This window comes from Aestuariivirga sp., from assembly GCF_965227715.1.
In the GTDB taxonomy this organism is placed as follows: Bacteria; Pseudomonadota; Alphaproteobacteria; order Rhizobiales; family Aestuariivirgaceae; genus Aestuariivirga.
This window is the reverse complement of the sequence record NZ_OZ245771.1, coordinates 1,294,373-1,308,038: the sequence shown is the minus strand read 5'-3', so window position 1 is coordinate 1,308,038 and position 13,666 is coordinate 1,294,373. Positions and strand designations below refer to the sequence as shown.

General features: G+C 63.3%; 12 protein-coding genes. 4 read left to right on the top strand and 8 right to left on the bottom strand.

Features of this window, described 5'->3' with window-relative positions; all coding sequences use genetic code 11:
* Positions 1-66: 66 nt before the first annotated feature.
* From ACO06F_RS06300 to ACO06F_RS06290, 3 genes are read left to right on the top strand one after another with little or no spacing between them, the layout of a single operon-like run.
* Positions 67-1,302, top strand: coding sequence for an MFS transporter (locus tag ACO06F_RS06300; protein ID WP_421695838.1), 1,236 nt, complete (start codon positions 67-69; stop codon positions 1,300-1,302).
* Positions 1,299-2,276, top strand: a complete 978-nt coding sequence (locus ACO06F_RS06295; RefSeq protein ID WP_421695837.1) for an asparaginase — start codon at positions 1,299-1,301, stop codon at positions 2,274-2,276. The genes ACO06F_RS06300 and ACO06F_RS06295 overlap by 4 nt, the downstream gene beginning before the upstream one ends.
* Before the next feature lie 50 nt (positions 2,277-2,326).
* Positions 2,327-3,289 (top strand): endonuclease/exonuclease/phosphatase family protein, encoded by a 963-nt coding sequence (locus tag ACO06F_RS06290; protein WP_421695836.1) that lies wholly within the window; start codon positions 2,327-2,329, stop codon positions 3,287-3,289.
* A gap of 65 nt (positions 3,290-3,354) precedes the next feature.
* Here ACO06F_RS06290 and scpA read toward each other — a convergent pair whose 3' ends face one another.
* The 3 genes from scpA to ACO06F_RS06275 form a co-directional block, all read right to left on the bottom strand.
* Positions 3,355-5,505 carry a methylmalonyl-CoA mutase gene (gene scpA / locus ACO06F_RS06285; RefSeq protein WP_421695835.1) on the bottom strand — a complete coding sequence of 717 codons (2,151 nt, stop codon included), beginning with the start codon at positions 5,503-5,505 and terminating at the stop codon, positions 3,355-3,357.
* Positions 5,505-6,701: a methylmalonyl-CoA mutase family protein gene (locus ACO06F_RS06280; RefSeq protein ID WP_421695834.1), complete on the bottom strand. Its 1,197-nt coding sequence runs from the start codon at positions 6,699-6,701 to the stop codon at positions 5,505-5,507. Before ACO06F_RS06280 ends, scpA begins: the two co-directional genes overlap by 1 nt.
* Positions 6,702-6,780: 79 nt before the next feature.
* Positions 6,781-7,179 (bottom strand): hypothetical protein, encoded by a 399-nt coding sequence (locus ACO06F_RS06275; RefSeq protein WP_421695833.1) that lies wholly within the window; start codon positions 7,177-7,179, stop codon positions 6,781-6,783.
* Between the two features lie 87 nt (positions 7,180-7,266).
* On the opposite strand from ACO06F_RS06275, the gene ACO06F_RS06270 reads away from it, so the two are divergent.
* The gene (locus ACO06F_RS06270) at positions 7,267-8,736 is read left to right on the top strand and encodes a helicase HerA-like domain-containing protein (protein ID WP_421695832.1); all 1,470 of its coding nucleotides are present in this window, start codon (positions 7,267-7,269) and stop codon (positions 8,734-8,736) included.
* 87 nt (positions 8,737-8,823) lie between these two features.
* Here the strand turns inward: ACO06F_RS06270 and ACO06F_RS06265 are convergent, their stop codons facing one another.
* Genes ACO06F_RS06265 through ACO06F_RS06245 form a run of 5 tightly spaced genes read right to left on the bottom strand, consistent with a single transcriptional unit; the run spans position 8,824 to position 13,599 of the window.
* The gene (locus tag ACO06F_RS06265; protein WP_421695831.1) at positions 8,824-9,837 is read right to left on the bottom strand and encodes a succinylglutamate desuccinylase/aspartoacylase family protein; all 1,014 of its coding nucleotides are present in this window, start codon (positions 9,835-9,837) and stop codon (positions 8,824-8,826) included.
* A complete protein-coding gene (rimK, locus tag ACO06F_RS06260) occupies positions 9,834-10,739 on the bottom strand; it encodes a 30S ribosomal protein S6--L-glutamate ligase (RefSeq protein WP_421695830.1) in 906 nt (301 codons plus the stop codon). Before rimK ends, ACO06F_RS06265 begins: the two co-directional genes overlap by 4 nt.
* Positions 10,736-11,188, bottom strand: a complete 453-nt coding sequence (locus tag ACO06F_RS06255) for an ATP-dependent zinc protease (RefSeq protein WP_421695829.1) — start codon at positions 11,186-11,188, stop codon at positions 10,736-10,738. The genes rimK and ACO06F_RS06255 overlap by 4 nt, the downstream gene beginning before the upstream one ends.
* A 52-nt stretch (positions 11,189-11,240) precedes the next feature.
* Positions 11,241-12,518 carry a 3,4-dihydroxy-2-butanone-4-phosphate synthase gene (gene ribB / locus ACO06F_RS06250; RefSeq protein ID WP_421695828.1) on the bottom strand — a complete coding sequence of 426 codons (1,278 nt, stop codon included), beginning with the start codon at positions 12,516-12,518 and terminating at the stop codon, positions 11,241-11,243.
* A gap of 37 nt (positions 12,519-12,555) precedes the next feature.
* A complete protein-coding gene (locus ACO06F_RS06245) occupies positions 12,556-13,599 on the bottom strand; it encodes a dipeptidase (RefSeq protein ID WP_421695827.1) in 1,044 nt (347 codons plus the stop codon).
* Positions 13,600-13,666: the final 67 nt, after the last annotated feature.

The window sequence follows — 13,666 nt, the reverse complement described above, 5'->3', positions numbered from 1 at the left end:
GCGATTCACAAGTGAATTTTTCGCAGCGTTGCTTTAGCGGGGAATTGCGAAGAGAGTGTTGCAACCATGACACGCCTCCGCCTCGTGCTGTCCGCACTGCTGCCTTTTGCCATCGGCTACTTCATGTCCTACCTGCTCCGCGCGGTGAATGCCGTCGTGGCGCCGGATCTGGTGGCCGATCTCTCCCTCACACCTGCCGAGCTGGGCCTGCTGACGGCAGCCTATCTCGGTGCCTTCGCGCTGTTTCAACTGCCGCTGGGCGTGCTGCTGGACCGTTATGGGCCGCGCAAGGTGCAGTCGGCGCTGCTCATCGTCGCCGCGCTTGGTTGTGTGGGATTTGCCCTTGCTCCCAATTTCCTGGTGCTCTTCATCGCCCGCGCCGTGGTGGGCCTGGGCTTCTCGGCCGGCCTCATGGCGAGCTACAAATCGACCGCCACCTGGGTTCCCTCCGAGCGCCGCTCGCTGGCCAACACGGCGGTGATGTCCGTTGGTGCCCTCGGCATGGTGGTGGCAAGCGAGCCCACGGAATTTCTCGTGGGGCTGATAGGCTGGCGCGGCAGCTTTGCGGTGTTTGCTGCCGTCATCCTTTTGTCGGCAATCCTCGTCTTCGCCGCCGCCCCGCGGGCCGATACGATCAGGGAAGCCACACCTCTCAAGACCCAGTTCGGCCAGATGCTGGCCATCCTCAAATCATCCACCTTCTGGCGCATCGCACCGCTGCTTGGCCTCACCTCCGGCGTCCAGATCGGCATTCAGACTCTGTGGACCGGCCCCTGGTTCCGCGATGTGATGGGCCTCTCGCGCGAGGAGGTGGCGCGCCATCTCCTCTATCTGGCCATCGCCTTCATGGTCGGCATCCTGTCTGTGGGGGTGATCGCGGACAGGCTGGGCCGGCGCGGCATTTCACCCGTGCAGGTGATGCTCGGCTTCAACATTTTCTACTTTCTCGCGCAGGTGATCATCGTCTTTCGCATCACGTCTCTCGCCCTTCCTGCGTGGCTGGTCGTGGCGGCCTTCGGGCAAGTGGCTGTGCTGGCCTATCCATGGTTTGAATCCCATCTCGGGCGGGAAGTGGCGGGACGCGCCAATGCCGCCATCAACTTCACTCTCTTCATCTGCGCCTTCGGTTCGCAATATCTCGTGGGCCTCATCATCGGGCTGTTCCCGGGGAGCAGCACGGGCTACAGCCCGCAAGGCTATAGCTGGGCGATCGGCATCTTTCTGGTGGCGCAGTTCGTGGCCTATGGATGGTATTTCGCGGCCGCGCCGGAGCGGGCAGCAAGCTTGGAGAAGAACCGATGATCAATCCCGTGATTGCGGAAGTCACCCGCGGCGGCATGGTCGAAAGCCGCCACCGCGGCGCCTATGCGGTGGTGGATGTATCTGGCCACGTGACGGCAGCCGAAGGCGGCATTGCCGCCGCTGTCTTTCCGCGCTCCGCCGTCAAAGCCTTCCAGTGCCTGGCCCTGATCGAGAGTGGTGCTGCAGATCAATTTGGCCTCACGCCCGAAGAAATTGCGCTGTGCTGTGCCTCCCACAATGGCGAGCCTGAGCATGTGCGCGTGGCGCGCGCGATCCTCGCCAAGGCCGGAAATGTGGAGAGCCTTTATGAATGCGGCGCCCATTGGCCGGGGGATGAAACAGCCCGCTTCGCGCTCCTCCGCCATGGCGAGAGCTGCGCTGCCGTTCACAACAATTGTTCCGGAAAGCATGCTGGCATGCTTGCGCTGGCCCGGCACTTGGGGGCTGATCCCCATGGCTACACGGCACCAGACCATCCGGTCCAGCGCCTGATCGCCGAGACCATGGGCCGCATCTGTGACGTTGATTTGAGCCAGCAGCCTGTTGGCATTGACGGCTGCTCGGTGCCCACCTGGGCCATTCCGCTGAAGAACATGGCGCTTGGTTTTGCGCGCTTCTCCAACCCGGAATTTGCCGCGGGCCGCCGCATCATCGAAGCGGTCAGGGCGCATCCCTTCATGGTGGCGGGCACGGGTGATTTCGATACGCGCATCATGGAGGCCATTCCCCGCCTCTTCATCAAGACCGGGGCGGAAGGCGTCTATTGCGCCTGCATTCCGCATGCAGGCTTGGGCGTCGCCCTTAAAATCGATGATGGCGCATCGCGCGCATCAGAGGTGGCAATCGCTTCCGTTCTCTCCGGGCTCGATTGCTGGACGCCGGAGGAGCGAGCCACACTCCACTCCTTCCGCCACCATGAACTTTCCAATTGGCGAAAGTTGGAGGTGGGCGAGGTGAGGGGCTTGCAGCTGTAAGCCAAGCGTCACATTCTGTGGCCATTCTGCCGGCATCACGGGAGCTCACCATGAAACGACGTCTGCTGCTCACAGCGATTCTCACCGCAGCCCTGCCATGGGCCGCAGCTGCACAAGCGCAGCAGACGGAGCTCACCATCATGAGCTTCAACATCTATGGCGGCGGTGCCAATGACAGTAAGCCTGTGGATGAGACCGCCGCCGCCATCAAGGCTGTGGGCGCGGACATCATCGGCGTACAGGAAACGCGGCTTGAGGGTGATCCGTGCACGGCGGAAATCTGCCCGCCCAAGGGCGAGAGCGTTGCCGCAAAGCTCGCCGCAGCCCTGGGCTATCACTATTACGATCAGACCAAGGTCAATGATGCGCTCTGGGCCAATGCCATCCTGAGCCGCTATCCGATTGGCCCGGCAACCCCCAACGATCTGGGCGTCTCAATCGACGTGAACGGCCGCAAGGTACACGTGTTCAACATCCACCTGGATGACTCGCCCTATCAGCCCTACCAGCTTCTCGGCATTGAATATGGACCCTATCCCTATCTCAAGACACCGGAAGAGGCAGTCAAGGCCGCTGCGGACACGCGCGGCCCCGCGCTGAAGCTGCTGTTCGCGGATATGGATGCCGCGGGCCCTGACGATGCCGCCTTCGTCTTCGGCGATTTCAATGAGCCGTCCCACAGGGACTGGACGGACAGCGCCGTAAAGGCCGGGCTGCAGCCGCTCGCCGTGCCCTATCCCACGGTCATGGCGATTGAGGAGAAGGGCTTCGTTGATACCTTCCGCGCCATCTACCCCGATCCCGCCACGAAGCCCGGCTTCACCTGGACGCCCACGTCTGAGCCCACCGCCAAGGACGACCACCACGACCGCATCGACTTCGCCCTCGCACGCGCGCCCAAGCTCGACGTGCTGTCCGCAGGGATCGTGGGGGAGAAGGCTCCGGAGGCTGACATCGTCGTCACCCCCTGGCCCAGCGACCACCGCGCCACCATGGCGAAGGTGAGGTTCTAAAGGTCGAGGCCACTATTCCCCCTACCCACAAGGGGGAGGGAAAGGCAATTCCGCTTCTCAGGACTCTATTCTGCGGCCCGTTGCGCATAGCCGAGCTTCTGGTTCAGCTGTTCCAGCAGGGCGAGTGCCGCGTCGGGGATCACGGTTCCCGGCGGGAACACGGCGGCAGCACCCATGTTGAGCAGCGTCTGCACATCCTCGGGCGGGATGACGCCGCCCACCACGATCATGATGTCTGAGCGGCCGGCCTTGTCGAGTGCGGCTTTCAGCAAGGGCACCAGGGTCAGATGCCCGGCGGTGAGGGTGGAGACGCCCACGGCATGGGCCTTCTCCGCCACTGCCTGCTTCGCCACCTCTTCAGGTGTGGCGAACAGCGGCCCGATCACCACATCGAAGCCCATGTCGGTGAAGGCGGAGGCAATCACCTTCTGGCCGCGGTCATGCCCGTCCTGGCCCACCTTGGCGACGAGGATCCGGGGCGCCCGCCCGTCAGCCTCTCGGAAGGCAGCAACGGCATGGCGCACGCGCTCGATCTTGTGCTTGTCCTTAGGCGTTGCGGCGTAAACGCCCTTGGCGGCGCGGATCACCGGCGTGTGGCGGTTGAACACCTCTTCCAGGGCGAGTGAGATTTCACCCACGGTAGCCTTGGCCCGTGCGGCATCAACCGCCGCCTCAAGCAAATTTCCCTGGCCGGTGCGCGCGACGGCTGAGAGCTTGGCCAGCATGGCCCGGGTCTCAGCCTCATTCCGCTCCGCCCGAAGCCGCGCGAGCTTTTCGATCTGGCGCGTCCGCACGGCGGAATTATCGACCTTCAGAATGTCGATCACCGCATCATCCGCCGATTGATGGGTGTTGACGCCGATCACCGCCTGCTCGCCCGTGTCGATGCGCGCCTGGGTGCGGGCTGCGGCCTCCTCGATGCGGGCCTTGGGAATCCCTGCCTCAATGGCCTTGGCCATCCCGCCCATCGCCTCGATCTCTTCGATATGCGCCCACGCCTTCGCCGCGAGATCGGCGGTGAGCCGCTCGACAAAATAGCTGCCGCCCCATGGGTCGATCACTTTGCAGGTGCCTGCTTCCTGCTGCAGGAACAATTGCGTGTTGCGGGCGATGCGGGCGGAGAAATCGGTGGGCAGTGCCAGCGCTTCATCCAGCGAATTCGTATGGAGCGATTGCGTGCCGCCCTGCGTTGCAGCCATCGCCTCGATACAGGTGCGCGTCACATTGTTGAACACGTCCTGCGCGGCAAGGCTCCAGCCGCTCGTCTGGCAATGGGTGCGAAGCGATAGGGAGCGTTCGTCCTTGGGGTCAAACCGCTTGATGAGCTTGGCCCAGATCATGCGCGCGGCGCGCATCTTCGCCACTTCCATGAAGAAGTTCATGCCGACGGCCCAGAAGAATGACAGCCGCGGTGCGAATTGATCAATGGTGAGGCCCGCCGCAACGCCGGCCTTGGCATAGTCCAGCCCATCCGCCAGCGTATAGGCGAGTTCGAGGTCCGCCGTGGCCCCTGCTTCCTGCATGTGATAGCCGGAAATCGAAATCGAGTTGAACTTCGGCATCCGCTCCGAGGTATAGCGGAAAATATCGGATACGATCTTCATCGACGCCGCGGGCGGATAGATGAACGTATTGCGAACCATGAATTCCTTGAGGATGTCGTTCTGGATGGTGCCTTGCAGCTTTTCAGGCGGCACTCCCTGTTCCTCACCCGCCACGATATAGAGCGCCATCACCGGCAGCACGGCACCGTTCATTGTCATCGACACCGACATCTTGTCCAGCGGAATGCCGTCGAACAAGGTCCGCATGTCATAGATGGAATCAATGGCCACACCTGCCATCCCCACATCGCCCGCAACGCGCGGATGGTCAGAATCATAGCCGCGGTGTGTGGCGAGATCGAAGGCGATGGAGAGTCCCATTTGCCCCGCTGCAAGGTTGCGGCGGTAGAAGGCGTTGGAATCCTCCGCCGTGGAGAAGCCCGCATATTGCCGGATGGTCCAGGGCTGGGTGGTATACATGGTGGGGTAGGGGCCGCGCAGGAAGGGCGCAATGCCGGGCCAGGTGTGCAGGAAGTCGATGCCCCGCATGTCCTCCGGCCCATAGCTGCACTTCACATGCAAGCCTTCAGGCGTCTCCCAGTCCCCGGTCGAACATCCGTCCACGGAGGATGTGCTCAGCGCGATCCTGGCAAAATTCGGAATGCGGCTCATCACAGGGCCTCCGTTTCGGGCGGGAATTCCTGGGCCAATGGATAGGCGCTGGTGCCGATCACCGGCAGATTGGCAGTGGAGGAGGGGTCAGGCACCGGCCACCGGCCTTCCTCCGCCTGCTGGAACACGGCCCATGCCTTTTCGCAAAGCCCTTGGGCATAGGTCTCGATATAGCCCGCACCAAGTGCGGGGTCTCCCACGCGCCAGAGGTTTGCTTCATCCAGCAGCACGCTCTGCACATTCCGCGCCACACGGCGGGCGAATGGATTGGGCAGGCCCTGCGCCAGCGAGAAGGGCAGCACGGTGATCGAATCGGCTCCCCCCAGACCCGCGCCGAACACGGCCGCAGTCGCGCGCAGAATGTTGGTGTGCGGGTCCTTCACCGCCATCATCCGCCAGGAGGTTTCGGCATGAAGCTTCAGCGGATAATCGGGGAGCCCTGCGGCGTCCAGCACCCGCCGCCACAGAAGCCGGATCGCCCGGAACTTGGCCATGGTCGCAAACATGTCCTGCGTGGCGCTGAGCGTGATCGAGACCGCCCGCACCAGATGGACATCATTGAGCGTCTCCAGCACACGCATGGCCGAGACGGCCTTGGCGAGTGTGGCGCCCAGTTCCTGCGCCTCCGTCGCACCCTGCTCGTGCCAGGGGCGGCCATCAGCATCCATGTAAGGCCCGGCATACCCGCGCCGCGCCAGCTCCGCGGCATCGGCGGCAGAGGTGAGCGCGAAGGAAATGTTGAGAAGCTCGGGCGCAATGGGCTGCCCGGCAATCAGATCAGCCAGCGCCATGGATGCGCTGCCTTCTACCTTGAGGGCCACGGCGTGGAGATGAACATCCTGCAGCACGCGGGCGAGCCGTGCGGGCGCCAGTCCGAAACCCAGCGCTGAGGCTGCATCCGCCGTCACCAGAACCAGCCCCGTGGCCCCATTGGCAAGATCGTCCAGCGCCTGCGCATTGGCGCGCGCCGGATCGGGATGGTCGACACGCTGATAGAGTGTCCAGGGCGCTTGTGCGGCCCGTGCGGCGCGGGGCCCGTCCTGCTGGCCGTAGATCGGCTCCAGCCTGATGCCGTCCGCCGTGTGGCGCACCAGCTTCTCTTCGAAGGAGGCGCCTTTCAGCACCGCCTCCACGCGCTTCATCCATTGGGCCCGGGTGGCATCGGCAAATTCAGCGGCGAGCTTCAGATCAGTCATGGCGATCCAACATGTTGCACCTGCGAAATCTCTAGCGAAGACCAGGTGCCGCTGCAAACCGCCCTTTGTCTAATCCCCCTCAGACATAGCCCGAAAGACCGGGAATGGAGCCCGCCACCTCTTTCACCAGCTGCGCACCTGCGTTCTCCTTGGCATAATCGAGCGTCGTGGTTCCCAGCGCCTTGATCTGGTCCATGGACAAGCCTGCGGCGGTGAGTTTGGAGACGGCCGCCAGCGGCCCTCCCATCATGCCACCCGCCATCATGCCGAGGAGCCCGCCACCGCCACGGCCCGCGCCATCGCCACCCTGCTTGCGTGCAAGTTCCGCCGCTCCCGGCAGCTTGTCGAACAGCTCCTGAACCTTGTTCTGGTTTCCTTGCGTCTGGATCAGCGTGAGGACGATGCCTAAGGCCTTTTCCGCCTTGTCGGGCGGCAGCCCCGCCGTTGTTACGATCCGGCCGATCAGCTCCTGCATCATATCCTCATCCGTTCAACCGTTGCGCTCATCGCTGCCTTATAGCAAGAAAGGGGCATCGACAGCGATTTATCGGGGAACTGCCGCGCCATGTCCGAGACAGCTATTTTCCTAGGCCAAAGCGAAAAGCGCGAAGAATTGTTCCTCGCTATGGCCAACCGCCATGGCCTCGTCACCGGCGCCACCGGCACCGGCAAGACGGTGACACTGCAAATCATGGCGGAAGGCTTCACCAATGCGGGGGTTCCCGTCTTCGCCGCCGATGTAAAGGGCGATCTCTCCGGCATCGCCATGGCCGGAGAGCCCAAGGACGCGTTGATCGAGCGCGCCACGAAAATGGGTTTCGATGATTATGGCTTCGAGGCAACGCCCACCATCTTCTGGGATCTCTTCGGCGAGCAGGGCCACCCGATTCGCACCACCATCACCGACATGGGCCCCTTGATGCTTTCCCGCCTCATGGGCCTGTCGGATGCGCAGGAAGGTGCGCTCAACATCGCCTTCAAGCTGGCGGACAAGGAAGGCCTGGCCCTTCTGGACCTCAAGGATCTGCGGGCGCTGCTGAAGGACTTGGGCGATCGCGGCAAGGAGTTGACAACCGAATATGGCAATCTCTCCGCCCCCACCATCGGCGCCATTCAGCGCCGCCTGGTGGTGCTGGAAGAGCAGGGCGGCAACAAGTTCTTCGGCGAGCCCGCGCTCGACATCAAGGATCTGATGCGCACAACGCCCAACGGCAAGGGCTACATGAATGTGCTGGTGGCCGACAGGCTCATCAACTCGCCCCAGCTCTATGCCACCTTTCTTCTGTGGCTGATGTCCGAACTCTTCGAGCGCATGCCGGAGCTGGGGGATCCTGAAAAGCCCAAGCTCGTGTTCTTCTTTGATGAGGCGCATCTGCTCTTCTCCGAAGCGCCCCCCGGCTTGGTCCAGAAAATCGAGCAGACGGTGAAGCTGATCCGCTCCAAGGGCATCGGCATTTATTTCGTCACCCAGAACCCGCTCGATGTGCCGGAAGGCGTGCTGGCGCAAATGAGCAACCGCGTGCAGCATGCGCTCCGCGCCTATACGCCGCGCGAACAGAAGGCAGTTGCCACCGCCGCCTCCACCTTTCGCCCCAACCCCGCCTTCAAAACGGAAGAGGCCATCACGCAGCTCGGCAAGGGTGAAGCGCTGGTCTCCGTGCTCGATCTCAAAGGTGTGCCCACCATGGTGGAGCGCACGACCGTCCGCCCGCCCTCCAGCCGCATGGGCCCCATCACCCCGGAAGAGCGCCAGAAGCTCATCAAGAACTCGCCCGTCTATGGCGTCTATGAAGAATCTGAAGACCGCGAATCCGCTTATGAAATCCTGACCAAGCGCGCCGAACAGCGCAGCGCGGCGAGCGAGCAGGAGAAGGCGGACAAGGTGGCGGAAAAACAGGCGAGGACCGAAGCCCGCACCACCTCCACGCGGGAAACCGCAACCGACCGCTTCGTCAAGAACATGGCCAGCACCGCAGGCCGCCAGATCGGCAACATGCTGATCCGCGGCATTCTGGGCGGGCTGAAGTGGAAGTAAGAGCCCTCATCCTTCCCTTCTCCCGTCCGCAGGATGGGAGAAGGTGCCCGAAGGGCGGATGTGGGCTTCTCTCCATCTCCTCCGGCGTCAGATAATCTCGTCCTCATCGGCAAGCGAAGCAGCTTCCTCCGGGTGCTGACGAATGCTGGCGAGCGGCATGGCGCGGGCGATGTGGAACACGGCATCGCCCCGGTTGACCAGCGGAAGGTTGGTGCTGCCAACGATGATGCCGTCGAACTCCGCAAACAGCGGCAGCGATGCCTGGCCCAGCGGGTCTGCCACAACACCCACAATTTCGCCCTTGCCCACCCGGTCCCCGCTCCGCCTTGTGGTGTGGAGAATGCCGCTTTCGGGTGAGCGCACCCAGGCGCTGGCATCCGAGAACACCGTGCCGCTTCCCGCCTTCCGTGGCTGCGGTTCCGTCATGCCGAGGTAAGCCATCACGCGCAGCGTTCCTTTCACCGCGGCATCGATGGCGTGTTCATCGAAGCGCAACGCTTCACCGCCTTCATAGAGCAGCACCTTCACCCCGGCTTCACCTGCGGTGAGCCGCAACGATCGTTCGCGCAGCTTGGAAATCAGGATCACGGGCGGCGCAAAGGCCTGCGCCAGTTTCAGAAGCTCCGGCTCTTCCGGCGCCAGGCGCACCTGCGGCAGATTGGTGCGGTGGAGCGCCGCCGTGTGGAAGTCGATGCCAAAATTGCTCTTGAGCACCACCTCGCGGAAGAAGATGTCCGCAACGAGACTCGCGAGAGAGCCACGGTCAGAGCCGGGAAAGCAGCGGTTCAGGTCCCGCCGGTCCGGCATGTAGCGCGTGTGATTGAGAAAGCCGAAGCTGTTGACGATGGGTACGGCGAGCAGCGTGCCCCTTAAGCCGTCCAACGCCGGATGGGTGAGGATGCGGCGGATGATTTCCACACCCTGGATCTCATCGCCATGGATGGCGCCGGAGAGAAACAGGACGGGCCCCGGTGCCTCTCCATGCACCACATGCACAGGCAGCGTCACATGGGCGTGGTTGGAGAGCGTGCTGACGGGCAAGTCCACGGTGGCGCGGCGCCCGGGCTGCACGCGCGCATCGCCGAGCGTGAAGTGTCTCATCCCTTGCCCTTCGTCTTGGTGCGGCCGGGCTTGGCGTGGCGCTCCACAAAACGGATGATGGCGCCGGCCACATCAATGCCCGTTGCCTTCTCGATTCCTTCGAGGCCGGGCGAGGAATTGACCTCGATCACCACCGGGCCATGGGCGGAGCGCAGCAGGTCCACGCCGGCAACGTTCAGACCCATGGACCGCGCGGCCTTAAGCGCCGTCGACTTCTCGAGTGGCGTCAGCTCGATCATGTTGGCGGAGCCGCCGCGATGCAGGTTCGAGCGGAAGTCATCCTTGGCACCTTTCCGCTCCATCGCGGCCACCAGCGTGCGGCCCACGATGAAGGCGCGGATGTCGCGCCCCTCCGCTTCCTTGATGAACTCCTGCACCAGAATCGCAACATTGGCGCCGTGAAAGGCTTCAACCACGGACTTTGCGGATTTATGCGTTTCGCTCAACACAACGCCGATCCCTTGCGTGCCTTCGAGCAGCTTGATGACGACGGGCGCTCCCCCCACGATATCGAGTAGGTCGTCCGTGCGCTTCGAATCATGCGCAAAGGCGGTGACGGGAAGTCCAACCCCGTCGCGCGCCAGCAGTTGCAATGAGCGCAGCTTGTCGCGCGAGCGGCCGATGGCAACCGATTCATTCACGGGGTAGACCCCCATCATCTCGAACTGGCGCAGCACCGCCATGCCGTAGAATGTATGAGAGGCGCCGATGCGCGGGATCACGGCGTCGAAGCCATCGAGCGTCTGGCCTAAGTAGCGCAGCTCGGGATTCTTCGACGTGATGTTCATGTAGCACTTGAGATAGTCGATCGGCACCATCTCATGTCCGCGGCTTGCTGCCGTTTCCATCAGGCGCTGGTGGGAATAGAGCTTCTGGTTTCTCGTCAGCAGCGCGATCTTCATGGTGTCTTGCGTTTCCGGGCGGAGATGAGGTTCGTCTTCGTGGGGTGAACCAGAAAGGCATGGCCGATGCTGTTGCGGCCCAGCAGCATGGCAACGCCCATGTCGGTCCGGTCCGTGAGCGTCACGTCCATGCGCAGCGTGATCTTGCCGATGCGCACATCTGTTTCCACGACAGCGCGGGTTTCGATCTGGCCGTTGGAACTTTTCACCCGGCGCATGCCCTTGAGCGGCAGCCGGCAATGGTGGTTGCGCCGGCTGAGCGGCAGCACGAAGGTCACGTGAAATTCATCGCGCTCGATCTGGGTGGCGTGAAGGGCAGCGGAGCGCGCGCCTGTGTCGATCTTGGCGGAGAAGGTGCCAACTCCCAGACGCGGCAAGCTCACCTTCTCCCGCCAGCCGATGATGGTGGGCTCCCCGTCCTTCGCCTGCTTTGGCCGCGCGGTGCTCATGTGGGGAGCTTAGAACAACCCGCGAAGCGCCCACAATGCAATCCTCGGGGCCTCAATCGAGCTTGATCGTCTCCGCAATCTCGATCCCGAAGCCGGAGAGGCCGACGTAGTGCCGGTTCGAGGACGAGATCAGCCGGATCGAACTCACATTGAGGTCCCGTAGGATCTGCGCGCCCAGCCCCACGTCCCGCCAGCTCTGCTGGCGCTGGGCGGCGCTGCCGGTCTTCTCCGCACCTGCAAGCTGGCCCGCGGGAACGCCCGCCGCACCTTCCTGCAGATAGACGAGAATGCCGGAGCCCTCGCGCTTGAACACATCGAACACCTTGGTGAGGGTGGGCCGCGTGCCGAACACGTCCTCCAGCACATTCTCGCGGTGGAGGCGCACCGGCACGGCCTTGCCCGAGCTCACATCGCCGAATACGAGAGCCAGCTGCTCCACCTGGTCGAAGGGGGTGACGAAGGAGAAGCCCCGCGCCTTGCCGATGGCCGTTTCCACATCGAACTGCGCGGTCTGTTCCACCAGCCGCTCGCGGCGCTGGCGATAGGCGATGAGATCCGCCACGGAAATGATCTTGAAGCCGTGCTCGCGCGCGAAGGCGAGAACCTGCGGCCCGCGCTTCACCGAGCCATCGTCATTGACGAGCTCGCAGATGACACCGGCCGGGTGGAGCCCCGCGAGCTTCACGAGATCGACCGCCGCTTCCGTGTGGCCAGAGCGCATCAGCACGCCGCCGGACTTGGCGACCAGCGGAAAGATGTGGCCAGGGCGCACGAAATCATCTGCCACCACATTGCGGTTGGCGAGCGCATGGCAGGTGGCCGCGCGCTCCTTGGCCGAAATGCCGGTGGTGAGGCCTTCCTTGTAGTCGATCGTCACGGTGAAGGCCGTGCCCATCGGCGCATCGTTCAGCGCCACCATGGGGTCAAGCTTCAGGCGCTTGGCCTCTTCCGCGGTGATCGGCGTGCACACGATGCCGGAGGTGTGGCGCACCATGAAGGCCATCTGCTCGGGCGTGATCTTGGCGGCAGCGCCGATCAGGTCGCCTTCGTTCTCACGGTCGTCGTCATCGACCACCACAACCATCTGACCTTCGGCAATCGCCTTGATGGCCTCTTCAACGGTGTCGAGCGTGTGTTCTTTCATCGGGGGATCTCCAAAATCGGCAGGCCGCACCTTGTTGCCCGTGGCGGCCGCGATCTTGTTCGCCAGCTCCAGCGACGGCTGGGCGCCGGCGGCAAGCTGCGAGACCCGGCCCTGGGTGATCCCCAGCTGCCGGGCCAGTTCGGATTGCGATGTGCCGCTATTAACGAGCCACTCGGAAAGCTTCATGAAAAATTATTAGCACTGCTAATAACTCTCTGCAATCCTATTCGCCCCAGGTTTCTTCCAGGACTCGCATCCAGTTGTCCGAGCACAGCTTCTTGGCCAGCGCCTCGCCATAGCCATGGGCGCTCATGGCTTCGACCAGCCGGGGCAGCCCCGTCACATCGCCGATCTGCGCGGGGATTCGTGCGCCGTCGAAGTCCGAGCCCAACCCCACATGGTCTTCACCTGCGATCTTCATCAGATGGTCGAGGTGGCGGAGCATGGTGTCGAGCCCGCTTTCGCTGCCCCAGCGGCCATCCGCCCGCAGAAAGCCATTCGCGAAATTGAGGCCGATCATGCCCTTGCTGTGCCCGATGATGCGGATCTGGTCATCCGTCAGATTGCGGGTGGAGGCGCACAGCGCATGGGCGTTGGAATGGGTGGCGACGATGGGCGCGGTCGAGTGCCGCGCCACGTCCCAGAAGCCCTTCTCATTGAGGTGCGAGACGTCGAGCATGATCTTCAGCTCATTGCAGCGCCGCACGAGTGCCTTTCCGGCCTCGGTGAGGCCAGCGCCAGTATCGGGGGAGCCCGGAAAGCGGAACGGCACGCCGGAGCCGAACGCATTGTCCCGGCTCCACACGAGCCCGATCGAGCGCAGCCCCGCCTTGTGCAGCACATCGAGGGACTTCAGATCCTTGTCGATTGCCTCTGCACCTTCGATGTGGAAGATCGCGGCCACCTTGCCGGCGGCCGTGGCCGCGCGGATTTCGCCCGCGTTCCGGCACACCTTGAAGCGGCCTTCGGAGTGTTCCTCGATGCGGAACAGGAGGGACGCCATGCCAACTGTGGCGGAAAGTGCCGCAATCTGCCCCACCTGGTTTGCCGGCGGCGGGTTCATCTCCTCGTCGTCGTTGAATTCCTCATCCTGCGGGCTCGGCGCGAAAATGGCGAAGAAGCCTCCGGCAAAGCCGCCCTTGATCATGCGCGGCAGATCGAGGTGCCCCTGCCCATCGCCATTGATGAAATCGGAAACGGGATCTCCCGCCTTCTTGCTCCACAGCCGGAGCAGCACGTCATTGTGACCATCGAAAACAGGAAGCAAGATTGAGGCCCTTTCCAATCGAAAACGGCCGGGCGAGGCCCGGCCGCACAATGCGTTCAGTCTAGCA